General features: G+C 62.5%; 23 protein-coding genes. 14 read left to right on the forward strand and 9 right to left on the reverse strand.

The features are described from left to right. Positions 1 to 120: 120 nt before the first annotated feature. A complete protein-coding gene (locus FJ977_RS01570; RefSeq protein WP_140767935.1) occupies positions 121 to 768 on the forward strand; it encodes a dihydrofolate reductase family protein in 648 nt (215 codons plus the stop codon). A 191-nt stretch (positions 769 to 959) separates the two neighbouring features. Here FJ977_RS01570 and ppk2 read toward each other — a convergent pair whose 3' ends face one another. Beyond that, positions 960 to 1,880 (reverse strand): polyphosphate kinase 2, encoded by a 921-nt coding sequence (ppk2, locus tag FJ977_RS01575; protein ID WP_140767937.1) that lies wholly within the window; start codon positions 1,878 to 1,880, stop codon positions 960 to 962. A 282-nt stretch (positions 1,881 to 2,162) separates the two neighbouring features. Between ppk2 and FJ977_RS01580 the strand changes: the two genes are divergently transcribed. Then, positions 2,163 to 3,206, forward strand: coding sequence for an aldo/keto reductase (locus tag FJ977_RS01580; protein ID WP_140767939.1), 1,044 nt, complete (start codon positions 2,163 to 2,165; stop codon positions 3,204 to 3,206). A gap of 328 nt (positions 3,207 to 3,534) precedes the next feature. On the opposite strand, the gene FJ977_RS01585 is transcribed toward FJ977_RS01580, so the two are convergent. After that, positions 3,535 to 4,506 (reverse strand): glycosyl transferase family 90, encoded by a 972-nt coding sequence (locus FJ977_RS01585; protein WP_140767941.1) that lies wholly within the window; start codon positions 4,504 to 4,506, stop codon positions 3,535 to 3,537. Between the two features lie 198 nt (positions 4,507 to 4,704). Between FJ977_RS01585 and FJ977_RS01590 the strand changes: the two genes are divergently transcribed. Continuing rightward, positions 4,705 to 4,851 (forward strand): hypothetical protein, encoded by a 147-nt coding sequence (locus tag FJ977_RS01590; RefSeq protein ID WP_081294707.1) that lies wholly within the window; start codon positions 4,705 to 4,707, stop codon positions 4,849 to 4,851. Between the two features lie 54 nt (positions 4,852 to 4,905). On the opposite strand, the gene FJ977_RS01595 is transcribed toward FJ977_RS01590, so the two are convergent. Then, the gene (locus tag FJ977_RS01595; RefSeq protein ID WP_056562552.1) at positions 4,906 to 5,166 is read right to left on the reverse strand and encodes a DUF982 domain-containing protein; all 261 of its coding nucleotides are present in this window, start codon (positions 5,164 to 5,166) and stop codon (positions 4,906 to 4,908) included. 193 nt (positions 5,167 to 5,359) lie between these two features. Beyond that, positions 5,360 to 6,025 carry a GntR family transcriptional regulator gene (locus FJ977_RS01600; protein ID WP_140767943.1) on the reverse strand — a complete coding sequence of 222 codons (666 nt, stop codon included), beginning with the start codon at positions 6,023 to 6,025 and terminating at the stop codon, positions 5,360 to 5,362. Between the two features lie 116 nt (positions 6,026 to 6,141). Between FJ977_RS01600 and FJ977_RS01605 the strand changes: the two genes are divergently transcribed. Continuing rightward, the gene (locus FJ977_RS01605) at positions 6,142 to 7,389 is read left to right on the forward strand and encodes a multidrug efflux MFS transporter (protein ID WP_140767945.1); all 1,248 of its coding nucleotides are present in this window, start codon (positions 6,142 to 6,144) and stop codon (positions 7,387 to 7,389) included. A 34-nt stretch (positions 7,390 to 7,423) separates the two neighbouring features. Beyond that, positions 7,424 to 7,789: a DUF423 domain-containing protein gene (locus FJ977_RS01610; RefSeq protein ID WP_140767947.1), complete on the forward strand. Its 366-nt coding sequence runs from the start codon at positions 7,424 to 7,426 to the stop codon at positions 7,787 to 7,789. Positions 7,790 to 7,806: 17 nt separating this feature from the next. Here the strand turns inward: FJ977_RS01610 and FJ977_RS35655 are convergent, their stop codons facing one another. After that, positions 7,807 to 7,956, reverse strand: a complete 150-nt coding sequence (locus FJ977_RS35655) for a hypothetical protein (protein ID WP_181179485.1) — start codon at positions 7,954 to 7,956, stop codon at positions 7,807 to 7,809. Positions 7,957 to 8,318: 362 nt separating this feature from the next. Between FJ977_RS35655 and FJ977_RS01615 the strand changes: the two genes are divergently transcribed. Further along, positions 8,319 to 9,395, forward strand: coding sequence for a substrate-binding domain-containing protein (locus FJ977_RS01615; protein WP_140767949.1), 1,077 nt, complete (start codon positions 8,319 to 8,321; stop codon positions 9,393 to 9,395). A gap of 12 nt (positions 9,396 to 9,407) precedes the next feature. Here the strand turns inward: FJ977_RS01615 and FJ977_RS01620 are convergent, their stop codons facing one another. After that, a complete protein-coding gene (locus FJ977_RS01620; RefSeq protein WP_140767951.1) occupies positions 9,408 to 10,607 on the reverse strand; it encodes an OpgC family protein in 1,200 nt (399 codons plus the stop codon). 201 nt (positions 10,608 to 10,808) lie between these two features. On the opposite strand from FJ977_RS01620, the gene FJ977_RS01625 reads away from it, so the two are divergent. The 5 genes from FJ977_RS01625 (at position 10,809) to FJ977_RS01645 (ending at position 16,033) form a co-directional block, all read left to right on the forward strand. After that, positions 10,809 to 11,468 carry an alpha/beta hydrolase gene (locus tag FJ977_RS01625; RefSeq protein WP_140767953.1) on the forward strand — a complete coding sequence of 220 codons (660 nt, stop codon included), beginning with the start codon at positions 10,809 to 10,811 and terminating at the stop codon, positions 11,466 to 11,468. A gap of 164 nt (positions 11,469 to 11,632) precedes the next feature. Then, positions 11,633 to 12,712 carry a toxic anion resistance protein gene (locus FJ977_RS01630; RefSeq protein ID WP_140767955.1) on the forward strand — a complete coding sequence of 360 codons (1,080 nt, stop codon included), beginning with the start codon at positions 11,633 to 11,635 and terminating at the stop codon, positions 12,710 to 12,712. Between the two features lie 11 nt (positions 12,713 to 12,723). Next, complete coding sequence (locus FJ977_RS01635) at positions 12,724 to 14,295, forward strand: substrate-binding domain-containing protein (RefSeq protein WP_140767957.1); 1,572 nt, start codon at positions 12,724 to 12,726, stop codon at positions 14,293 to 14,295. Positions 14,296 to 14,309: 14 nt separating this feature from the next. Next, positions 14,310 to 14,927 (forward strand): 5-bromo-4-chloroindolyl phosphate hydrolysis family protein, encoded by a 618-nt coding sequence (locus tag FJ977_RS01640; protein WP_140767959.1) that lies wholly within the window; start codon positions 14,310 to 14,312, stop codon positions 14,925 to 14,927. Continuing rightward, positions 14,927 to 16,033 carry a substrate-binding domain-containing protein gene (locus tag FJ977_RS01645; protein ID WP_140767961.1) on the forward strand — a complete coding sequence of 369 codons (1,107 nt, stop codon included), beginning with the start codon at positions 14,927 to 14,929 and terminating at the stop codon, positions 16,031 to 16,033. Before FJ977_RS01640 ends, FJ977_RS01645 begins: the two co-directional genes overlap by 1 nt. Before the next feature lie 3 nt (positions 16,034 to 16,036). Here the strand turns inward: FJ977_RS01645 and sthA are convergent, their stop codons facing one another. Further along, positions 16,037 to 17,425, reverse strand: coding sequence for a Si-specific NAD(P)(+) transhydrogenase (gene sthA, locus FJ977_RS01650; RefSeq protein WP_140767963.1), 1,389 nt, complete (start codon positions 17,423 to 17,425; stop codon positions 16,037 to 16,039). A gap of 211 nt (positions 17,426 to 17,636) precedes the next feature. On the opposite strand from sthA, the gene FJ977_RS01655 reads away from it, so the two are divergent. The 3 genes from FJ977_RS01655 (at position 17,637) to FJ977_RS01665 (ending at position 20,036) form a co-directional block, all read left to right on the forward strand. Then, positions 17,637 to 18,107 carry an RDD family protein gene (locus FJ977_RS01655; RefSeq protein ID WP_056562574.1) on the forward strand — a complete coding sequence of 157 codons (471 nt, stop codon included), beginning with the start codon at positions 17,637 to 17,639 and terminating at the stop codon, positions 18,105 to 18,107. Between the two features lie 139 nt (positions 18,108 to 18,246). Next, a complete protein-coding gene (locus FJ977_RS01660; RefSeq protein ID WP_010915563.1) occupies positions 18,247 to 19,011 on the forward strand; it encodes an arginyltransferase in 765 nt (254 codons plus the stop codon). Between the two features lie 128 nt (positions 19,012 to 19,139). Beyond that, complete coding sequence (locus tag FJ977_RS01665) at positions 19,140 to 20,036, forward strand: DMT family transporter (protein WP_140767965.1); 897 nt, start codon at positions 19,140 to 19,142, stop codon at positions 20,034 to 20,036. 39 nt (positions 20,037 to 20,075) lie between these two features. Here the strand turns inward: FJ977_RS01665 and FJ977_RS01670 are convergent, their stop codons facing one another. Continuing rightward, complete coding sequence (locus tag FJ977_RS01670) at positions 20,076 to 21,290, reverse strand: AI-2E family transporter (protein WP_140767967.1); 1,215 nt, start codon at positions 21,288 to 21,290, stop codon at positions 20,076 to 20,078. A 252-nt stretch (positions 21,291 to 21,542) separates the two neighbouring features. Further along, entirely contained in the window at positions 21,543 to 23,795 is a 2,253-nt protein-coding gene (parC, locus tag FJ977_RS01675) for a DNA topoisomerase IV subunit A (RefSeq protein WP_140767969.1), read from the reverse strand. Positions 23,796 to 23,984: the final 189 nt, after the last annotated feature.

Raw genomic sequence — 23,984 nt, forward strand, 5'->3', positions numbered from 1 at the left:
AGCTGGCTGTCAGGAGCCTTCTGTAGCCCGTTTGCGCACCACATGAAACCAATTGCTTTTTGCAAGCAGTTAGGTTAAACGGCCACTGATTGCAAATTACATGCGGTTCAGGAGGCAATGGTGTCAAAACTTCGTGTCAATGCATTCACCCTCTCGCTCGACGGTTACGGCGCCGGTCCGGATCAGACTCTTGAACATCCTCTCGGCGTCGGCGGCGAAAATCTGCACAAATGGATGATCGGCACCCGCACGTTCCGCCAGATGGTGCTCGGCAAGAACGACGGGACCACCGACACCGATGACAGCTTCGCGGCACGCAGTTTCGAGAATGTCGGCGCCTGGATCCTCGGCCGCAACATGTTCGGGCCGATCCGAGGCGATTGGCCTGACGACAGCTGGAAAGGCTGGTGGGGCCCCAGCCCGCCCTATCACGTGCCGACTTTCGTGCTGACGCGCTACAAACGCGATCCGATCGTCATGGAAGGCGGCACGACCTTCCACTTCGTCACCGACGGCATCCATTCGGCGCTCGAGCAGGCAAAGGTCGCGGCTGGCGGCAAGGATGTGCGGGTTGGTGGCGGCGTTTCGACAATCCGGCAATACCTTCAGGAGAAGCTCATCGACGAGATGCACCTGGCGATCTCGCCGATCCTGCTTGGCACAGGTGAGAATCTGTTCGCCGGCCTCGACATGCTGAAGCTCGGCTACCAGTGCACCGAGCAGGTTGCGACGGCGCTTGCCACGCATGTGGTGATCGGGCGGGCGTGACTACAGCTCTTTCTCCCCGTCACTATACGGGGAGAAATGCCCGGCAGGGCAATGAGGGGCGGCGCGGCCTTTGGAGACTAGCGGCAAGCTACCAATAGCAGCGAATTGGGGCTCAATCGCCAACGCTGGCGCCGCCCCTCATCCGCCCTTCGGGCACCTTCTCCCCGTGAACGGGGAGAAGGACAAAGTGCTCAATACTTCTCCGGCACGTAGAGTTCGCGCGGCAATGTCTGGCGCTCGTATTCGGGATTGAAGACGCGCTCGGGCAGCGTGATCTCCTCGTGCGGCACCTCTTCATAAGGCATCTGCTTGAGCAGATGGTCGATGCAGTTCAGCCGCGCGCGCTTCTTGTCGTTGCCCTCGACGATGAACCAGGGCGCCTCCGGAATGTTGGTGCGGGCGAAGGTTTCTTCCTTGGCCTTGGTATACTGCTCCCAGCGCACGCGCGATTGCAGATCCATCGGCGACAGCTTCCACTGCTTCATCGGATCGTGGATGCGCATCAGGAAGCGCATCTGCTGTTCCTCATCGGTGATCGAGAACCAGTATTTGACCACGGTGATACCCGAGCGCACCAGCATGCGCTCGAACTCCGGCACGTCGTGGAAGAACTCCTCGACCTGGTCGTGCGAGGCAAAGCCCATCACCCGTTCGACGCCGGAGCGATTGTACCAGGAGCGGTCGAACAGCACGATCTCGCCGCCAGCCGGCAGATGCGGGACATAGCGCTGGAAATACCATTGCGACTTCTCGCGTTCGGTCGGCGCCGGAAGTGCCACGACGCGGCAGATGCGCGGATTGAGCCGCTGGGTGATGCGCTTGATGACGCCGCCCTTGCCGGCAGAGTCACGGCCCTCGAAAACCACCACCAGCTTCTTCTTGTGATAAGCGACCCAGGACTGCAGCTTGATCAGTTCGGACTGCAAGGTGATCAGGTCGCGAAAATATTGCATGCGATCGATCGAAGGCGGATGCGAGTTCTTGTAGATCTTGGCGATCTCCATCGACAGCGCCGGCTCCGACATTTCGAGCTCATAGTCTTCGTCGAGCGTGTCGGCGAGCTCGGCTTCAAGCCAATCCTTGGCGGGAGAATTCTGTCTTAGCTCGGTCATATCAGTCGCTCCGCTAGCAAGCCCTGTCGGTTCATGTCCGGCACCCCAAACTGCAGGCCCGTGGCCTGGAATGGAAACACCTTAGCCGAATTCAATATAGGCCGGCGGTGACGGTTTTATTGCAGTCCGGAACGCGACCGCGGCCTTTAAAAGCTCCGCCATGCGTGATCGATCCATCATCATTGCATGGCGACAAGCCGGGCAAATTGTCCTACAAATCCCCGGTCGCATTCCGGGCTGCCCTTCGCGGCGCCCCAATTCAACACAATCGCGAGGACTGACATGGAATACCGCACCCTTGGCCGTTCCGGCCTGAAGGTTTCGACACTAACTTTGGGCACCATGACGTTCGGCGGCACCGGGCCCTTCGCCGCGGTGGGCAACAGCGATCTTACCGAAGCGAAGCGGATGATCGACATGTGCATCGACGCCGGCATCAACCTCATCGACACCGCCAATGTCTATTCGAACGGCCTGTCGGAAGAGATCGTCGGCGAGGCACTCGGCGGCAAGCGCAAGAACGACGTGCTGATCGCGTCAAAGGCGCGCATGCGGATCGGCAGCGGGCCGAACGACGAAGGCCTGTCGCGCCACCATCTGATCCGTGAATGCGAAAAGAGCCTGAAGCGGCTGAAGACCGACGTCATCGACATCTATTTCGTCCACCAGTGGGACGGTCTTACCCCGGTCGAGGAAACGGTGGCCGCGCTCGACACTTTGGTCGCCCAGGGCAAGGTGCGCTATATCGGCTGCTCCAACTGGTCCGGCTGGCAGGTGATGAAGGCGCTCTCCATCAGCGACAGCCGTCACCAGCAACGCTTCGTCACCCAGCAGATCCACTATACGCTGGAGGCACGCGAGGCCGAATATGAACTGCTACCGATCTCGGTCGACCAGGGGCTGGGCGTGCTGGTCTGGAGTCCGCTCGCCGGCGGCTTGCTGTCCGGCAAATACCGCCGCGACAGCCCGACCGCGCGCCAGCTCGCGGGTTGGTCCGAGCCGCCGATCCGGGACGAGGATCGGCTCTGGCGGATCGTGGACGTGCTGGTGGAGATCGGCAAGGCCCGCAGCGTCTCGGCGGCGCAGGTGGCACTTGCCTGGCTGCTCGGACGCCCCGCCGTCTCCTCGCTGGTGATTGGCGCCCGCAACGATGCCCAGCTCAAGGACAATCTCGCCGCGGCGGCCCTGGAGCTCAACCCTGAAGAACGCCAGCGCCTCGACGCCGTCAGCCGCCCGCCCCTGCTCTACCCCTACTGGCACCAGCAATTGACGGCAAAGGATCGCTTCGGCCCCGCCGACATGGTTCTCGACCGCAGCGTCATCTGACCGTTAGAGCGGCTCGTCGTTTCACGGAAACGTCGAGCCGCTCTAACTCTTTGTTTTGACTGAGTTACCTAGGGGAAGCGCTACGCGCTTTTCCCGGGAAAACCGTTTCACACTTTTCCTGGAATTGCTCTAGGCCGAGCCACGCTAGCCCTCGATGAAGTGCCAGAGTTGGCGATCGGGTTCGAGCTGGCCGCTGAGCACGAGCATTGGAGATTGTCCGGCAATAGGCATTGGCCGCGTCACGCTTACGCGTCGTTGTGCCAGGCATTTACCGAGGGCGGCGGTCGTCCAGCGCGTGCCGACCGACTTCGACGAGAGACCCTGGGCACTAGCCCGTTATGCAGCGCCAGACCTCGGTATCCGGCTCGATCTGGCCGCTGAGCACGAAATATTTGTAGAGCACCAGCAGGGAGATCGCCTGTTCAGTCTGTTCGTGCCCAAAGGTCCGGCAATAGGCGTTCGCTGCCGCGGTAATACGCTCCGCCTTCTCCGGGTTCCGTTCGAAATAGGCTACATGTTCGGCGAGGTCCGAGAAATCAGCTTCGAGCGGCACATAGTGGACATTGGCCTCGAGCTGCCGCTCGGCGAACCATGTCTCGTATGTCGGCGGCGGCATCAGGCAGAGCGACTTCGAGCTCAAGATCCATTTGAGGTTGGTCGCCACGTCGTTGCCCTCGAGCGAGACGATGTAGCGATAGCGCTGGTGCTGGCTGATGCTGAGAAACGGCTTGGCGTATTCGGCCGGAGCGTTCGGCTTGTGCGAGCCGGCATCGCAGAACGGCAGGTCGCGCACCGCCTTCAAAAATCTCGTCCTGATCGGATTGTTGAGATCGCCGCGCCAGACCACGGCAGGCAGCTTGTCGGCGAACGAGATGGCATCAGGCGGCATCTGGAAGTGACGAAACTTGTCGAGCTTCATGATGACCGCGTTCTGGTCGTCATCACGGATCGGCCGGTCCTTCACGATCGTCGGCACCTTCGGCAGCCTCCTGACGTCGCCGAATTCGAGGTCGATGAGCAATCCGGGGTCGAAGTAGCGGGCGAATTCCTTCAGGTCGTAATAGTACATGGTCGGCGTGAAGGGCAGCTTGCTGATGCGCATGGCATTGGCGCTGGGGGCGAAGCCATCCTGCAGCTTGTTGTAGTAATTCACCCGCCGGCGCGCCGCCTCATCGGAAAGCCTGGCCTTTTCGAGGCGAGCGGCCAGTCTGCGGCGAAACAAGGCTTGCGGAATGACATCGCGCGCGACGTTTCGCGCATAGTAGAAAACCTTTGCCGACGTCCGCGCAATTGTGGCCATGGTCCACTTGATCAAAACAAACGGGCAGCTCTCAATACGCTGGCGCCCCGCGTTTTCTACATCATTATGGCGCCCGTCTGGCAAGCCCCCTGCGGATCCGCGACGCCGCGCCCGTGCAGAACCGCTTCAGCTGTTGTGTTTGACGGCTAATGCTCCTAGGCAGGGTCAGAGCCGCAAGGCAGGTCAAAAGGAACCGATATGGCGCGAGCACCCAACTACGATCAGGAACGCAAGGAACGTGACCGGCAGAAGGCGGCGAAGAAGGCCGAAAAGCTGGCGGCCAAGGTTGCCGCGCGGGAACGTTCAAAGCCCGAGACCGAGATCGAAAACGAAACAGCGGAATGACGGCAAAAGGCCCGCAAATGCGGGCCTTGCCTCAATCCAGTTCGTCGCCCTGCGTCAGGCGGGCGCCTTGTCGCTGATAAAAACGTCCACTTCCCGCGCCGCTGCGATAAAGGCGCGCCTGGCGTTCATGGCCGGCTTGTCGCCGGCCAGCGCATCGTGGCAGGCCTGCAGCGCCGCGCGATGCTTGGGACTACGCTTGCCGGGCCAGCTGTTGAGGAGGTAATCGGAAGCCTCGCGGGCCGTGCGCAAGAGCTGAGTGCTTCCCGCCGTGACGGACTTGACGGTCACGGGTGTTTCAAATCGGTTGTTTTCCATCGCCGCTCTTACGCCATCGGCGCCCGTGAAGCGAGGCCGAAAGTTTGCTTCGCCTGCGGACGCCGCTTTTGCCCGGCAGCGCCCTGCCCGTACAGAACGGTTCGCGACTTCACGGAAACGCCGAACCGCCTCTGTCTCTCTATGCTGACGCAATTCCGGACGGGAACCGCTTCACTCTTTTCTCGGAATTGCTTCAAGCGGCAACGACGGCAAATCCCCTGGCGCGAAGACCGCGTCGATCGTTGGCGAGCGACGTCACCAGCCGGTCGCGGCTGCCGACGATATGGGCCGAAAGCAGGCGGGCCGCTTCATCGGCCTCGCCAAGGCGGGCCGCCGCCAGAATGGCACGGTGTTCGGCCCAGGCGCGACCCAGAGCCGCCTCGTCACGCACCTCCAGCCAGCGGGCCCGCGAGAGGCGCGTCATGGCATCGCGCACCGCCCGGAACAGGAATTCGTTGCCCGACAGGCGCGCCAGCTCGATGTGAAAATCCATGCCGACACGATGCCATTCCTCGCGCGGCGTGTTTTCGTCGCATGAATCGAGCATCGCCTCGATGATATCGATGGCGCTGCTTTCGGCGTGGATGCATGTCAGCCTCACGGCCGCGACCTCGACGGCTTCGCGATAGACGGCGATCTGCTCGAGCTCGGCGAGGTTGATCGGCGACACCGTCCAGCCGCGGCCATCCCTGCCCACCAGCCCCTCGGTCTCCAGCCGCAGAAGTGCCGCCCTGACCGGTGTGCGCGAGGCGCCGAAGCGGCCTTCGATCCAACGCTCGGTCAATTTCTCGCCTGGACCGATTTCGAGCCCCAGGATCATCTCCCGCAACTGTCGTTCGACATTGTGCATCTGTGACATCGCGCTGGCCTCTTCGAAGCCGCATTGACAGCAGCCGGGTTGAAGTTCATGACGTATACCGGTTTGGTATCCCAAAATGGTATCCGCAACAAGCGTTGATATCGAGCAGGCAGGACATGGCACAGGAAGATACGCAACAAGGCGGCTACAACATCCACTGGCGCCGCAATCTCGCCGTCTGTTTCGCCGGCTCGTTCAGCACGCTCATCGCCATGACGCTGCTGTTGCCTTTCCTGCCGCTCTATGTCGAACAGCTTGGCGCGCAAGGCCATGCGGCGATCGTGCAGTGGTCCGGCATCGCCTATGGTGCCACCTTCTTCGCCGCGGCCCTGGTCGCCCCGTTGTGGGGACGGCTGGGCGACCGCTACGGCCGCAAGGTGATGCTGGTGCGCGCCTCCTTCGGCATGGCGATCTGCATGTCGCTGACGGGCATGGTCGAGACGGTCTGGCAACTGGTGCTGCTGCGCCTGCTGATCGGGTTTGCCGGCGGCTATTCCTCGGGTTCGACCATATTGGTGGCCATGCAGACGCCCAAGGACCGCTCCGGCTGGGCGCTCGGCGTCCTGTCGGCGGGAATCACGGCGGGTTCGCTTGTCGGCCCCCTGCTCGGCGGAGCGCTGCCGCCAGTCATCGGCATTCGCGCCACGTTCCTGTTGTCCGGCGGCGTCATCTTCCTTGCCTTCCTGGCAACGACGTTCCTCATCAAGGAGACCCAGCGCCCGAAGCCGGCAGCGTCGGCGGCAAAGCCGAAAAGCGGCTGGTCGCAGATCCCGGACAAGCGCCCCGTCGTGGCCATGCTGACAACCGGCATGCTGCTCGCCTTCGCGACAATGTCGATCGAGCCGATCATCACCGTCTACGTACAGCAGCTCATGGAGGACCAGAGGCGGGTGACGATGATCGCCGGCGTGGTGATGTCGGCGACGGCGCTGGGCACCATCCTGTCGGCATCCTGGCTCGGCAAGCTTGCGGATCGTGTCGGCCACTGGAATGTCGTCGTCGGAGCGCTGGCCGTATCGGCCCTGCTGCTTATCCCGCAGGCCTTCGTCAGCAATGGCTGGCAACTGATAGGCCTGCGCTTTCTGATGGGACTGGCGCTGGGTGGCCTGCTGCCCTGCATCACCAGCGTCATCCGCCACAATATCCCCGACGGCGTCGGCGGCAATGTGCTTGGGCTGGCCATCTCGGCGCAGTATGTCGGGCAGGTTGCGGGACCCTTATCGGGTGGCTTCGTCGGTGGTCACTTCGGCATGCGCTCGGTGTTTCTCGCCACATCGGTGCTGATGGCCGGCGGTGCCGTCTACAACTGGATTGTCCAGTCGCGGCGCACACGGCATATGGCGTTGGAAGCGAGCGAGTCCTGAGGGCTCAGGTCGTTAAAACAGGAAACCAGCCGACATGAATTCCTCCGAACCAACCGCCAGCCCTACCCTCGTGTTCGCCGGCGGTCTCGTCGGCGCGGCAGGCGTGGCGCTGTCAGCTGCCGCCGCGCATCTCGGCGGCGCCTTCACCGGCACGGCCGCGTCGTTCCTCTTGATGCACGCGCCTGTCTTCCTCGCAGTCGGCCTCACCGGCGCGAATCGCTTTCTGCGGATCGCCAGCGTCGCCTTGCTTGCCGGGCTGCTGCTTTTCGCGGGCGATCTTCTTGCCCGCGATTTCCTGGGATCGAGACTGTTCCCGATGTCGGCGCCGATCGGGGGCACCTTGCTCATCGCCGGCTGGCTGGGGATAGCGATCTCTGCCCTGGTAAGTCGGCGTTCCTAAGGCCGAATCGGTCGCGATCAATCCCCGGGACGTCCGGTGCGGATCCTCAGATTGCGATTGCGCGAGGCCCGCTTCGCCAGGCGTCGCGCTTCCGGTCGCTCGGCGGCCGGAGCGATGCCCCAGTAGTTGCGGTAAATGTCTTCAAACAGATGCTTGATGGGATGCATGATTTTTCTCCCTTCGGGTTGAATCGATCCAATGCATAGGCAAAAAAGCGCGCCGATCAGCTTCGTGTACGCCCCACCAGGAAGCGAAGGTCGCGAATCCACGGGCTTGCCCCGCCCCGTCGCCTGAAACTGTTGGCAGCCGACCCCATACTCCAGTCGTTGCGATAGATGTCTTCAAACAGGTAATTGACGGGATGCATGGCGCACCTCCCCTGAAATACAGGCGGGCCAAACCCACCAACTTGGATCGATTCAATAATAGGCCTCCGACTGTTCTCGGTCAAGCAAAATTTGAATCGATCCAACGAAAGTGCTAGATGCAAATCCGGAACATGCTAAATGCATGTCAGGAGGCACGCACAATGGCGTCACTCACCGCAGGCAATCGAAGACCCGTCCGGCTGGCCGATATCGCCAAGGCCGCCGGTGTTTCGCACGGCACCGCATCCAATGTCTTCAGCCGCCCCGAGATTGTGCGCGAGGAAGTCCGCGAGCGGGTCAAGGCGGCGGCCGAGGCGATGGGTTATGGCGGGCCGGATCCCAAGGGCCGCCTGTTGCGGGCAGGCAAGGTCAACGCCATCGGCGTCGCCACCGCCGAACCCCTCTCCTACTTCTTCGACGATCCCTTTGCGCGGGTCATGATGGCGAGCATCTCGCAGGCCTGCGATGCAACAGGAGCCGGCATTTCCCTGGTATCGGCAGCCAACAACGAACAACTGGCCTGGAACATCCAGAGTGCGCTGGTCGACGGCTTCATCGTGTTCTGCATCGAAGGCGGTTCGCGGCTGGTTGAACTGGCGCGCGAGCGCAAACTGCCCTTCGTGGCGCTCGACCTGGACTCCGAGGATGGGGCGGTCGCGGCGATCGGAGTCGACAACATAGCCGGCGCCAGCCTGGCGGCGCGCCATCTCACGGATCTCGGACATCGCCGCTTTGCCGTTCTGGCACTGCCTTTCGTCGACGGCAGGACGGGTCTCGTTTCACCCGAGCAGGTTCGCTCAGCGACCTATGCCGGCACGCGTGACCGGCTCACCGGCTATCTCCAGGAGCTTTCGCGGGTTGGCGTCGACACATCCACGGTGCCCGTCTACGAAACCGCCAACGACGCGACCAGCACGAGAGCGGCGCTCGAAACCATCTTCGCGGCCAAGGAGCCACCCACGGCCATCCTGGCGATGTCGGACAAAATAGCCCTGGTGACGCTTGAATGGCTGAGCGCGCGCAAGTTCAGCGTCCCCGACGATGTTTCCGTCATCGGGTTCGACGGTGTTCCGGAGTCCGCCGTGTCCGAGCCGCCCTTGACCACGATCGCCCAGCCGATAGCCGAAATGGGCGGCCTTGCCGTCAAGGCGATCCTGGAGAGCGACGGCAAGGTCAGCCGGCAGCTGCTGCCGGTCAAACTGGTTGTGCGGGCCTCGTCGGCTCCGCCGCGCGGCTGAACGGCGCGCCGCTCAGCGATTGGCTCTTGCCATGGCGGAGATGCCGAAAGACGCACGCGCCGGCGTGACATCCTTTTGCGTCGTACCGACCTTGCCCGAAGCGCTGATGGTCGACAGCCATTCGAGATAGAAGGCGAGCGCGAACTGCATGGCGATGCCGGCCGACAGCAGCAGGCTGTCATAGGCAAGCCCGCCCGGATTGATCAGTTTCATCACCTGCGCGACCATGGCGATCACCGTTCCGGCGATGAAGACCGGCAGCGAGCGCTTGCCGAGTATCGCCAGCGGATGGTCAGGACTGGTACGGAACAGGTTCGACAGCGCCGGCAAGGCGACGATCAGATAGCTGACAGCCAGGATATGCAGCAGCCTTGGCAGCGACAGGAAGGTCTTGTCAAAACCGCCGATGACCACCGGCAGCTTGAACCACGTTATCTGACCCCAGAGCGGACTGTGCACCCATATCAGCGCCGTCAGCACATAGGCCGCGGCCGCGCCAACCAGCCAGCGGTTGATCGGAATGACACCGCCGCGCCTGACATGCAGCATGGCGGCGAGGCCGATGTTGAACAGGAACTGCCAGGAGAGAGGGTTCAGGAACCAGAAGCCGGGCTCAGGGTAATTTGGCGGGGCGATCTGCCAGATGCCGGCGACCAGCCACAGCGCGCCGGACACGACAAGCGCCGCGACAGGCCTGTAGCTGATGAACAAGACGAAGGCCGGTGCCATCAGAAGCAGCGCGGCATAGACCGGAAGGATATTGTTGTAGCCAAGCTGATGGCCGAGCGTGACGATGCCGACCAGCACTTCCGGCGTGTTCTTCATCAAGGGCTCGATGTTGATCAGTTTCAGCAATTCCGGCCGCCTTGTGAACACGGCCACGGTACAGAACAAGGCGATCACAACCATGGTCGTGACGATATGGGCGACATAGAGCATGCCTGCCCGCCGCCACATCTTCAATGTGGCCAGAAGCCGGCCACCCGGGCGGAACTTCGTGCCGTAGGCCAGCGCCACCGAGATGCCGGAAATCAGCACGAACGCCTCTGCCGCGTCCGAGAAACCGAAATTCTTGTAGGTCATGACCTCGAAGGCCGTGCCCGGCACATGGTCGATGAAAATGGTAAGCAGCGCCAATGCGCGCAGCACATCAATGCGCGTATCGCGTTCGGGGATACGCAAATTGCGATCCGGCAAGACAGGGGCAGTCATCGACAAAAGGCCTCAAAGCTGGTTGTTCATGTCCAGCAATGCGACCCCCGGCGCACCGCTTCGATTCCTCCCACGCGGAGTATATCGGCGCATAAACGGGCTGGAATGAGCCTGGTTCAATCAACTTTCGCGGAGCATGAAAATATTGCGTTTTGAAGCCGGCAAATTGAGCGAAGCCTCATATAATCAAGAGGATGCGGGATGACCGGCGACAGCACCGAAAACAGCCCGCTGCTCACGGATCTGGCCTTTCCGTATCGGCTCCTGGGCGCCGGTGGAAACAACCGAGAATGCCTCTTCCTGCTGCATGGATCGGGTGTCGACGAGACCACCCTGGTGCCGCTGGCAAGACGCATCGCTCCCGACGCCATGCTGATCGCGGCGCGGGGCCGTATCCCCCAGGAGGACGGTTTTCGCTGGTTCGAGCGTATAACCCCGACGCGCTTCGAACAGAAAAACATCCTGGCCGAAACGGCCGCCTTCGCGGCATTCGCAAACGAGGCCGCGACGCGCCATGGGCTTGATCTCGGTCACGCGACATTCCTCGGCTATTCGAACGGAGCCAATCTGGTTTCCAGCCTGATGCTGCTCCATCCGGGCATCGTCCGCAGGGCGGTGCTGCTGAGGCCAATGCCTGTACTCGACCACGTACCGGCGACGGACCTCGCGGGAATACGGACGCTGATCATCGCCGGCGCCGCCGACGAGACCTACGGGCCCTTCGCGCCGGCACTGGTGACGCTGCTCAGCCAGCACGGCTCCGCGATCGACGCCCGCATCATTCCCTCGGGCCATGAAATCGGTGATCCGGACGCAGCGATCATCAGGGATTGGTTGGCGAGATCGGCTGCCATTGGGTAGGTGGAGCCGCGTGTAAGCGCCGGGCAGCCCGTTTCGCAGCAGAATAAGTGCGAAAAAACAACTATTCGCCATCGAAACGGCCCGTCGCTCCCATTATCCACAGCGGCGACATATGTCTGTTACATCCGGTCTATCGAGATACTGTTCACTGATGGGAGGTCTGTATGGCCGACAAGAACAGCGTCACTCTGCTCGACGACACTTCGCAATTGCCTGTCATCGCGGCCAATCCCGCTGAAATTGCCAAGATTGAAAACAGCATCGACGTGCGCGACCGCGCTGCAATTTCGGTCTTTGGCGACCGCGCCCAGCAAGCCGTCAGCGACTATGCGGACAAGATCCTGTCCCAGTTGCGCAACCGTGATCTTGGCGACACCGGAGAACTCCTGACCGATATCATCATGAAGGCCAAGAACCTTGATCCAGCCTCGCTCAAGGACCAGGGTTTTTTGAGCAATCTGTTTTCCTCGTTCAAGGCCCGGCTGGAACGCTTCAAAGAAAAATACGAGGACGTGGCGGGGCAGATCGACCGCATCGGCCTGGAACTCGACCGTCACAAGGATACGTTGCGGCGCGACATCGCCGTGCTCGACGACCTGCATGAGCAGACCAAGGACTCCATCCTCAAGCTCGATGCCTTTGTGCAGGCCGGCAAGAAATTCGTCGACGATTATCGCACCAACGAATTGCCGAAACTGAAGGCCGCGGCGGACTCGACCGGCGGCGATGTCGGCGGCACGCTGGAAGCACAGACCTATCAGGACGCGGTGCAGGCACTGGATCGTCTGGAAAAGCGCGTCTTCTACCTGGTGCAGGCGCGCCAGCTCGGCATCCAGCAATTGCCGCAGATCCGCATCGTCCAGTCCGGCGACGAGACGCTGATCGAGAATCTGCAAGCGACCTCGGCGCTGACCGTGCCGGCCTGGAAGCAGAAAATGGTCATCCTGCTTGGCCTGACCAACCAGAAATCGGCGCTCGAACTGCAAAAGACGGTGACCGACGCCACCAACGAGATGATCCGCCAGACCTCCAAGATGATGAAGGACCAGGCGATCTCGATCGAGGAGCAGGCGCAGCGCGGCATCGTCGATGTCGAGACGCTGGCGCAGGCCAACCGCGACCTCATCGACACGGTGCAAGGCGTGCTGAAGGTCCAGCAGGAGGGCCGCCAGAAACGGGCCGACGCCGAAAAGCAGATGGACCAGATGACGCTCGATCTGAAGAAAGCGCTGACTCAAGGCTGATCGGAACCGCCATGCCGAAGACGCTGACGTCCGTTCTGCTGCTGGCCTTCGCCGTGCTGTTGGCGGCCTGCAATTCGAACAACGTCAAATTCTCGATCGTCTCCGGGTCCGAAAACACGGTGCTGGAGCCGATCGTGCAGGAATTCTGCGCCAAGCAAGGCGCCACCTGCACCTTCGCTTATGAAGGCTCGCTCGACATCGGCCTTGGCCTGCAACGGCCCGCCGGCCTCGACCAGGACGCCGTCTGGCCGGCCTCCAGTGTATGGGTGGATCTGTTCGATTCCGGCCGCAAGGTTCGCAACCTGACCTCGATCGCGCAGATGCCCGTCATTCTGGGCGTGCGCAAATCGAAGGCCGCGGAACTGGGCTGGGTCGGCAAGCCGGTCTTCATGAAAGACATCCTGGCCGCTGTGAAGGACGGCAAGCTCAAATTCCTGATGACGTCGGCAACGCAGTCCAATTCGGGCGCCAGCGCCTATCTCGCCATGCTGTCCAGCGCGCTCGGCAGCAAGGAGGTCATCGAGCCCGGCGATCTCGACAATCCCAACGTGCGCGACACGGTGAGCGCCCTGCTGCAAGGCGTCGAGCGCTCTTCCGGTTCGTCGGGCTGGCTCGCCGATCTCTATGTCGACAGTGCCGGCAAGGGCACCGTCTACGACGCGATGTGGAACTACGAGGCGACGCTGAAGGAGACCAACGACAAACTAAAGCAGATGGGCAAGGAGCCGCTCTATGCCGTCTATCCGGCTGACGGCGTCGCGGTCGGCGATTCCCCACTCGGCTTCATCGACCACGGCCGCGGCGCCGACGTCGAAAAATTCTTCACCGACCTGCTCGCCTACCTGCAGTCGGACGCGGTGCGCAAACGCATCGCCGATACCGGCCGGCGGCTGCCGCTTGGCGGCTCGGCGATCCAGGCCGCGGCCGAGCCCGACTGGAATTTCGACCCGAGCAAATTGGTAACGTCGATCCGCATGCCGGAGCCGGTGGTGATCCGCAAGGCGCTCGACCTCTATCAGGAGGCGCTGCGCAAGCCGTCGCTGACGGCGCTGTGCTTCGACTTTTCCGGCTCGATGGAGGACCAGGGCGAAAAGCAGCTGCAGGCTGCGGCGCAATTCCTGTTCACGCCGGAAAAGGCCAGCGAGGTGCTGGTGCAGTGGACGCCGTCCGACCACATCTTCGTGCTGCCGTTCGACAGCGTCGTGCGCGCCAGTTTCGATGCGACCGGCGATGCGGCAGGGCAAGCTCAGTTGCTCTCTGCCGTCGCCGACCAGCACGCCGGCGGCGGCACAGACATGTATGCCTGCGCCCAGCAGGCGCTGCAAAAAATCACCGCGACGCCGGATCTGTCGAAATATCTGCCTGCCATCATCATCATGACGGATGGCAGGACGGATGGCAGCGCCGATCTCTTCCTCCAGCAGTGGCGCGACGCGCCGGTGCGCGTGCCGGTGTTCGGCATCACCTTCGGCGATGCCGACAAGAGCCAGCTCGACAGCCTTGCCAAGGCGACTTCGGCACGCGTATTCGATGGCAGCGGCGATCTGGCGGGCGCCTTCCGCGCCGCTCGCGGCTATAATTGAGATGCGCGGCTAGGATGCGTGGCTTGTTCGGCAACGACTGGAACTGGATCGTGGCGGGCCTCGTCTCGGCGGCGTTGCTGATCGGGCTGAGCCTGCTTACCCATTTTCCGTTCCTGGTGTCGGCAATCATCGCAGCACTTGTCTTTGCCGGACTGGTGTTCGTGCTGGCACCGCGCCAGCTGTTCGAAGGCCTCGATCTGAATTCGTTCTCCGGCAGCCGGGTGGCGTTCGCCCGCGAGCTTCTGGCACAGGCGCAGCCGGCCGCGGATCGGCTTGCCGCGGCGGCAGGCACGATCACCGACAAGGAGATGAAGGCGAAGGTGAAGAACCTCTCCGACATCGCCGCCGATGTGATTTCCAGGGTCGAGGCCAAGCCCGACAGCGCGCCTTCGGTGCGGCGGTTCCTCACCTATTACGTGCCGCAGGCGGCAGAGGTGGCGGAGGGCTATGCGACGCTGGCAAACCGACGCGCGCCCAGTCAGGCACGGCTGGCGAATGTCGGCGCGGTGATCACCAAGCTTCAGGACGGGTTCGTGCACTATGCCGACAGCCTGGCCGACTCCGAACTCGGCACGCTCGACGTGGACCTGCGACTCATTCAGGAGTCGCTGAAAGAGGATATTGGTCGCTGATGGCCATCTCGCGCCGCGCTTTCGGATTGGGTCTGCTGGGTGCCGCCGCCGCCGGCACCGGCGGTTACCTGACGCTCAAGGATCGCCCCGAATTCCGTGGCTATCTCGGCAACAAGGCGCATCTGTTCGGCTTTATCGGTGGCGAAAAGCAGGCGTTCCTGGCCGATCCGGATGTCGTCCATGCGCTCGCCGGCTATGGGCTGGAGCTCGACGCGCGTGTCGCGGGTTCTGTCGAGATGGTGCGGGAAGCAGCACTTTTGTCGCAGAAACCGCAATTCCTGTGGCCATCCTCCTCGATCATGGTCGATCTCGCCCGCAAGAGCGGCGTGGCTATCCGCAACGACCAAGTGGTGCTGAACTCGCCGATCGTCGTCTACACCTGGGGGCCGGTGGTCGAAGGGCTGAAGAAGAGTGGGCTGGTCACGGTCGCCGCCAAGGGCGGCTATAACCAGCTCGATCTCAAGGCCCTGCTCGACGCCATTCTTGCCGGCAAGAACTGGTCGGATCTCGGCATCGGCGAGCTTTATGGTCGGGCGCGCATCGTCTCCACGGATCCCAACCGCTCCAATTCCGGCTTCATGTTCGCCGGACTGGTGCTGAGTCTGATGAGCGGTGACGTGGCGACGCAGGAACTGCTTGCCCAGCACGGCGACCAGGCCAAGGCGATCTTCCGCAGCATGGGCCTGAAGTCGTCGTCTTCGGGAAAACTGTTCGACCAGTACATCGCCGGCGGCCTTGGCGCCGAGCCGATGGTGATCGGCTACGAAAACCAGCTGGTCGAATGGGCGCTCGCCGATCCGGCGCGCTGGCAAAGGGTGCAGGCCGGGACCGGCGCCAAACCGGAAATCCTCTACCCCAGACCAACCGTCTACTCGGCGCATCCGCTGATCGTCGTCGATCCCGCGGTCGACCGCCTGCTGGAGGCGCTGACCAGCCCGAAGCTGCAGGAGCTTGCCTGGTCCAAGCACGGGTTCCGCGGGCCGCTGGGCACCGTAGCAGGTGATGCCGACGCCATAGCCGGCGTGAGGCCGGCGGAAATCGAGGCGGTGCTGCCGATGCCGTCAGCCGACGTGATGCTTGCGCTGCTTGACCAGATGGACGGTTAAAATTCAGCCTCGCCCCATCCTGTTCCAGGCATCGAGCCCGGCGATCTTGTAGGCCTCGGCAAGCGTCGGATAGTTGAAGGTGTTGTTGACGAAGAAGTCGACCGTGCCGCCGAGATTGATGACGGCCTGGCCGATATGGATGAGCTCGGTGGCGCCCTCGCCGACGATATGCGCGCCGAGCAGGCGCCGCGTCTCGATCGAGAACAACAGTTTCAGAAAGCCGGTGTCGACCCCCATGATGTGGCCGCGCGAGGTCTCGCGGAAGCGGGCGACACCGACCTCATAGGCGCCGCCGCTCTGACGCACCTGTTCCTCGGACTGGCCGACCGTCGAGATCTCCGGCACCGCATAAATGCCGTACGGGAATGTTTCAGGCGGCGGCGGCAATGTCACGCCGAAGGCGTGGCAGGCGGCCACCCTGCCCTGCTCCATCGAGGTCGAGGCAAGGCTCGGAAAGCCGATGACATCGCCGGCGGCGTAGATGTTGGGCACGCTTGTCTGGAAGGTCTGCGGATCGACCTTGATGCGGCCTCGGGAGTCGGCCTCGATGCCGACCACGTCGAGACCCAGGCTGCCGACATTGCCGGTACGGCCGGCGGCGTAAAGCACGACCTCGGAGCGGATGGTGCGGCCATCGGCCAGCTCCACCTCGGCGGTCTCGGGCTTGGAGCGGATTTCCTTCACCGCGCTGCCCAGCCTTATCGTCATGCCGCGATCGCGCATCTGGTGGATGAAATCATCGACGATCTCGCGGTCGACGAAATCGAGGATGGAATTGCGCGGCTCGACCAGTGTCACCGGCACATCGAGCGCCGAAAAGATTGTGGCGTATTCGACGCCGATGACGCCGCCACCGATCACCGTCAGCGTGCGCGGCAGGCGGTCGAGCTCGAGCATCTCGTCGCTGTCGAAGACACGGGTCTTGTCGAAAGGCACGTCGCGCGGCCGGTGCGGCCTGGTGCCGACCGCGATCAACGCGTTGGCGAAGCCGACCTCGCTGTAATCGCCATTGTCCGATGTCAGGCTGACCTTGTTGGGGCCGAGGAACTTCACCGCAGCGCGGGCGCTTTTGACGGTGTTGCGCATGAACTGGTGCTGCAGCACCTCGACCTCGTGATCGAGCGTCTTGTGCAGGCGCTCGATCAGGTCGCCGACCGAAATGTCCTGCTTGACCCTGTAGCCGCGTCCATAAAAGCCGCGCTCGCGCCAACCCGAGAGATTTAGCACTGTTTCGCGCAGCGTTTTCGAGGGAATGGTGCCGGTGTGCACCGAGACGCCGCCGAGACGCCGGCCGCGATCGACCACCAGCACCGATTTGCCGAGTTTGGCCGACTGCACCGCGGCGCGGCGTCCGGAGGGGCCGCTGCCGATGACCAGCATGTCGTAGTCCATAGTGCCCGTCCCCTCACTTCTGCCCCAGGACGCTTTGTTGCGCCCAAGCTAATGCCATCCACGCGGCAAATTCAACCGATTCAGATCGTGGAGCACGGCTTTCAGACTTCGCGTTCCTCGAAGCGCTCGACCTTGATTCCGCCGCAAGCCTTCACCATTTCATCATCGAGCGGTCCGCACCCTATGTCGGGCCTTGTTACGAGGAAATGACATGAACGCGCGCGTTCTCGACGGCGAAATCATCAACACCCGGCTTGACGACGTCAGGGCCTATGAGGGCGTGCGCACAAGGCGCATCCTAGCCTTCGTGCTCGACTACATCATCGTCGCCCTACTCACCATTCCCTTCGCCATACTGGTGTTTTTCCTCGGGCTTCTGACGCTTGGCGTTGGCTGGATGCTGTTCGGCGTCCTGGTGCCGGCCGTCGCCATCCTCTACATCTGGAACACGCTGGGCAGCGCCGACCAGGCGACCACCGGCATGAAGATGATGGGCATCCGCCTCGACCGTCTCGACGGCCGGCCGATCGACGGCCTGACCGCGGTCGTCCATTCAGTGCTGTTCTGGGCGGGCAACGTCATCCTGTCGCCGTTGGTCCTGCTGGTGACCTTGTTCTCCGACCGCAAGCGCACGCTGCACGACCTTCTGCTCGGCACGGTGGTCAGCCGTACCGGCCGTTGAGGCGTTTTCCGGAAGCGTTCCCCGCCTTGTCGGCGCAAATGTGAAGGCATCAGCTTGCACGTGCCTTCACAATCCTGTTGAATTTTTCGCTTTCCGCGCCAAAGGTAGAGCGACTCGAAGGAGCGTTTCCAAGACTTAGATGACGCAGCATCCGACCCAGTCGCCACAGTTCTTCCTGACCGCGCCGTCGCCGTGCCCCTATCTCGACGGCCAGTTCGAGCGCAAGGTGTTCACGCATCTGGTCGGGGACAAGGCGTCGGAGATGAACGACCTCCTCACGCAAGGCGGCTTCAGGCGTTCACAGAACATTGCCTACAGGCCGGCCTGCGAGACCTGCCGCGCCTGTGTTTCCGTGCGCATCCTCGCCCAGGAATTCACCGCCAGCCGCAACATGAAGCGCGTGCTGCAGCACAATTCCGACCTTGTCGGCGCCATGCACAATGCCGAGCCCTCGACCGAACAATATTCGCTGTTCCGCAGCTATCTCGATGCCCGCCACCGCCGCGGCGGCATGTCGGACATGACGGTGCTTGACTACGCAATGATGGTCGAGGACACCCATGTCGACACCAAGGTGATCGAATACCGGCGGCGCGGACCCGACACCTTCATCACCGGCAAGGGCCAGGGCGAGCTCATCGCGGTGGCGCTCACCGACAAGATGGCCGACGGCCTGTCGATGGTCTATTCCTACTTCAATCCCGAATTCGAAGAGCGTTCGCTCGGCACGTTCATGATCCTCGACCACATCGCCCGCGCCAGGGCGATGGGCCTGCCCCATGTCTACCTCGGCTACTGGGTCAACGGCTCGCGCAAGATGAATTATAAGATGCGCTTCATGCCGCAGGAGCATCTCGGCCCCAAGGGCTGGGAGCGCTACACCAACGAAGCGGTTTCACGCTGAGTTTTTCCACGATCCGCGCTTAAACAGTTTCAAGGCAGGGGATGCTGGTCTTTCAGCCGGTTGGCTGGAGAGAGTGCGCTACTGCACCGGTCAGCCGCCAGCCTGCATTTCATTGCGAAAGTTCCTGCATGCCTTCCCACCATGACCACCAGAAGGGTCTTTTGATCACCGCCATCGGCGGACTGACGCTGACTGTCGACATACCGTTGATCCGTCTCGCCGACGGCGGCGCATGGACGATCATGCTGCTGCGCACTGGCACCACATTCGTCGCCGCCATGGTCATCTGGTCGGTCTGGCGGGCTTTGAGCCGTAACGCCCCGCCGCTCATTCCCGGCTGGTCCGGCCTGATCGTTGCGATATGCTACGGGTTGACAGGGATCACCTTCGTCACCGCCGTCTATCACACCTCGACCGCCGATCTCGTCTTCATCCTGGCCTTCAACACCGTGTTCTCAGGGCTATTGTCCTGGATATTCCTGCGGGAAAGGCCACGGCTGGTGACCATCGTGGCGATGCTGGTCATGATCCTCGGCGTGCTGGTCATCGTCGGTGGGTCGGTCGGCACCGGCAAGCTGTTCGGCGATTTCATGGCGCTGTGCTCGGCTTTCTTCATCGCGGTGGCCATCACCATCTCACGTGCCAGCGGCAAGGACATGGGCTTCACCTCACTTGTCGGCGTGCTTCTGCCGATGGCGCTGGCAGCCTTCATGGTATCGGGCGAAGGCTTCCACGTGAACGCGCCGTGGTGGATCATCTTCAACGGCGCCGTCATCATGCCGATCTCGTTCTTCTGTCTTGCCGCCGGGCCGAAATACATTTCTGGGCCGGAAGTGGCGATGTTCTACGTTCTCGAAACGGTGCTGGCGCCCGTCTGGGTGTGGATGATCTTTGCCGAGGCACCGACCCGCAATAGCCTGATCGGCGGCGCGATCCTGATCGTCACGCTGGTCGCCCATTCGCTCTGGCAATTGCATGATGGTCGTAGGCAACGGGGTGACCTTGCGGTGCACCATCCAGCCTAAATTGTAATTGATGGGCCTGGCGCAAGTCGCGTTTCGGGATCAGGCGCTGGCCTTCTTTGCCGCGCCAGGTTCCGGCAGGACCTCGATCTGTGGGCTGGCCTCGATCTCGGTCGCCGAGCCGGCGGCCAACTCGTCGACCAGTTCCACCTCGCGCAGCCACTCGCGCCAGATGGCGACCAGCAGCGCCATCAGCACCGGACCGATGAACAGGCCGAGGAAGCCCATGGTCTTGACGCCGCCGATCAGGCCGAAAAAGGTCGGCAGGAAAGGCAGTTTTATCGGTCCGCCGACAAGCTTCGGGCGCAGCGTCTTGTCGACGATGAACAGTTCGACCGCACCCCATAGGAACAGCGCCAGACCGGCCATGGGCGAGCCGCTGGCCGCGAGGTAGATCGAGACAAGGGTGAAGGACAAAGGTGCGCCGCCGGGGATGAGCGCCATGACGCCGGTCAGGGCACCGAGCGTCACCGGCGACGGCACGCCGGCCAGCCAGTAGGCAATGCCCAGCACCAGCCCCTCGCCTATGGCGATGACGGTCATGCCGGTCACGGTCGAGGAGATCGTCGCCGGCACGACGCGCGAAATCCGCTCCCATCTGGTCGGCAGGATTCGCTCGCCAAGGCGGTCGACCTGGCCGGCAAAATGCTCGCCGTCGCGATAGGCGAAGAACAGGGCGATCATCATGAACAGCAACGTCAGGAGCAGACCAAAGGCACTGCCGCCGGCGGCCAGCGCGCCACGATAGATGCTGCCGATATTGGCGCCGCTGACCAGCTGGATCAGTTCACCAATGCCGCCGGGATGCCCGAAATTGGTCGTCCATTGCTCGTTCAGCCAGTCGCCGATGACAGGCATGGTCGCGATCCAGTGCGGCGTGGTCGCACCATGCCGGTTGGTCTCGATCGCCCAGGCCACCCACTCGCGCACCTCGTTGATCGCATAGGTGCCGGCAAGCGCGATCGGTATCACCAGGAAGGCAAGGATGAACAGGATGGCAAAGGTGGCGGCGACGGTGCGGTTACCGCCAACGCCGGCAAGCAGCCGCTGGTAGAGCGGCCAGCTGGCGAAAGCGATGACAAGCGCGGCCAGCACCGGGAACAGGAAGCCGTGGAAGAAGTAGACGCCCGCGGCGACGATCAGCACCAGCAGCCAGCGCGCCGCCGACAGCGGCGGAATGACAGCCGACCGTAACGGCGTCGACAGGCCGAACAGGCGCTGCTGCCGTTCCGGTTTCTGGATCCTGGATTCCTTCAAACGCCCGTGTCTCCCAAACACCCTTCTCCGTTATGCACTGATATAGTGCAGCAATCGTGACGATAGTCCAAATGATTGGGTGGCGTCTCTTCCTTCTCCCCTTGTGGGAGAAGGTGGATCGGCGCGTAGCGCCGAGACGGTTGAGAGGTGTTCCAGCGGAGTGAGACGTTGGTGCCAAGCTGGAGCACCCCTCATCCGACCTCGCTTCGCGAGGCCACCTTCTCCCACAGGGGGAGAAGGAAGAAGGCTCAGCTACCCAAACTTGCCTGTCCTCGGGAAACCCTTTGGCACCATACGCCCTGCCGATGCCCGGGCGCCGATCCATTCGGCCAGTTCCTCGCGCGACCTTGTGAAGGTGCGGTCGGCCGAATCCTGCCAGGACAAGCCCGTCTCCAATGTGAACGGCTTGAGATCAAGCAGGCCGCCATCCTTGTATTTCTGCAGCCGCACGCCCTTGCCGCGGCCCATTTCCGGAATTTCGGAGAGCGCGAACACCAGCATCTTGCGGTTCTCTCCGACGATGGCGAGATGATCGCCGGTGACCGGCACGCAGCGCTTGGCTTCGTCCGGCGCCTTGACGTTCATCACCTGCTTGCCCTTGCGGGTGTTGGCGACCACTTCCTCCTCCGGCACGATGAAGCCGTTGGCGTCATGCGAGGCCAGCAAGAGCTTGCGCTTGGGATCGTGGACGAAGGCGGTGACGATGTCCTGGTCATTGTCCATGTCGACGATGATGCGGATCGGCTCGCCATGGCCGCGTCCGCCTGGCAGCCGATCGGCGCCGATGGTGTAGAACTTGCCGCCAGTGGTGAAGACCAGCACCTTGTCGGTGGTCTGGGCATGGAAGGCGAGCTTCAAGCTGTCACCTTCCTTGAAGGTGAGTGTCGAAAGGTCGGCCAGATGACCCTTCATGGCCCTGAGCCAACCCTTCTCCGAAACCACCACGGTGACCGGCTCGCGCTCGATCATGGCATGGGCGATATCGGTCAGGTCGTGCTCGGGCGCATCGGCGAACTGGGTACGGCGCTTGCCGATTTCCGTCTCCGGGCCGAACTTTTCACGCAGATTGGCGACTTCCCACTTGATCGTCGACCATTGCTTGGCATCGGACGCCAGCAGCGCCTCGATCTGCTTCTTCTCCGCGCTCAGGCCATCGAATTCCTTGCGGATCTCGAATTCTTCCAGCTTGCGCAATGCGCGCAGGCGCATGTTGAGGATGGCTTCAGCCTGGGTGTCGGTGAGCGACCAGCGGGCCATCATCACCTGCTTGGGCTCGTCCTCCTCGCGGATGATCTTGATCACCTCGTCGATGTTGAGATAGGCGATCAGGTAACCGGCAAGGATTTCCAGCCGCCGTTCGATCTCGCCGAGGCGATGTTTCGAGCGGCGGATCAGAACGTCGCGGCGGTGGTCGAGCCATTCCTGCAGCACGCCCTTCAGGGACAGGACATTGGGCACCTTGCCGCGCGACAGCACATTCATGTTGAGCGGGAAGCGGCTTTCAAGCTCGGTCAGCTTGAACAGCGATTCCATCAGGATGCCCGGATCGACAGAACGGCTCTTGGGGACCAGCACGACGCGGATATCCTCCGCGCTTTCGTCCCTGACGTCCTCGAGCAGCGGCAGTTTGCGCGCCATCAGAAGCTCGGCGATCTTTTCGATCAGCCGCGCCTTCTGCACGCCATAAGGGATTTCGGTGACGACGATGCTCCAGGTGCCCCTGCCCTGGTCCTCCTGGCTCCATTTCGAACGCACGCGAAAACCACCACGGCCGGTCTCGTAGGCTTCGAGTATGGAGGCGCGGCTGTCGACGATGATGCCGCCGGTCGGGAAATCCGGGCCCTGGACGAAATCCATCAACTTCGCCACCGACGCATCCCGATGCTCGATCAGATGCAATGCCGCGTCGCAGAGCTCGGCCGCATTGTGCGGCGGGATCGATGTCGCCATGCCGACCGCGATGCCGGATGAGCCATTGGCCAGGAGGTTCGGGAAGGCGCCGGGGAGCACCACCGGCTCCTCGTCCTCTTCATTGTAGGTCGGCCGGTAGTCGACGGCGTCCTCGGTGATGCCGGCGAGCAATTCGGTCGCCACGTCGGTCATGCGCGCTTCGGTGTAGCGCATGGCGGCGGCGTTATCGCCGTCGATGTTGCCGAAATTGCCCTGACCGTCGACCAGGGGGTAGCGCATCGAAAAATCCTGCGCCAACCGCACCAGCGCGTCATAGATCGACTGGTCGCCATGCGGGTGGAACTTGCCCATCACCTCGCCGACGATACGCGCGCATTTGGCGAAGCCCTGGTCGGGGTTGAGACGCAGCAGGCGCATGGCGTGCATGATGCGGCGGTGGACCGGCTTCAGTCCGTCGCGAACGTCGGGCAGCGCCCGGTGCATGATGGTCGACAGCGCATAGGCAAGATAGCGCTCTTCCAGCGCCTTCTTCAGATCGACCGGTTCGATGTGATCGCCACCGCCATCTTGAGGCGGCAAAAGCCTTTTTCCCATGGGCTGGGACTAGCCGAGCGGGTGATTCGCGGCAAGAGGCGCGCGCCCGGCCGGTCGACTTGCGTGCTTTTCTGCAACAGGAAACCGCAAGGTCGCACTTGCCGGCCAACATCAATCTGTTACACGCCGCATCTATTGCGAAGCACGATAACGCTCGACGGTCCGACCTTCATGCCAAATTCACCGCAT

The sequence above is a fragment of the Mesorhizobium sp. B2-1-3A genome, from assembly GCF_006442655.1.
Lineage (GTDB): Bacteria > Pseudomonadota > Alphaproteobacteria > Rhizobiales > Rhizobiaceae > Mesorhizobium.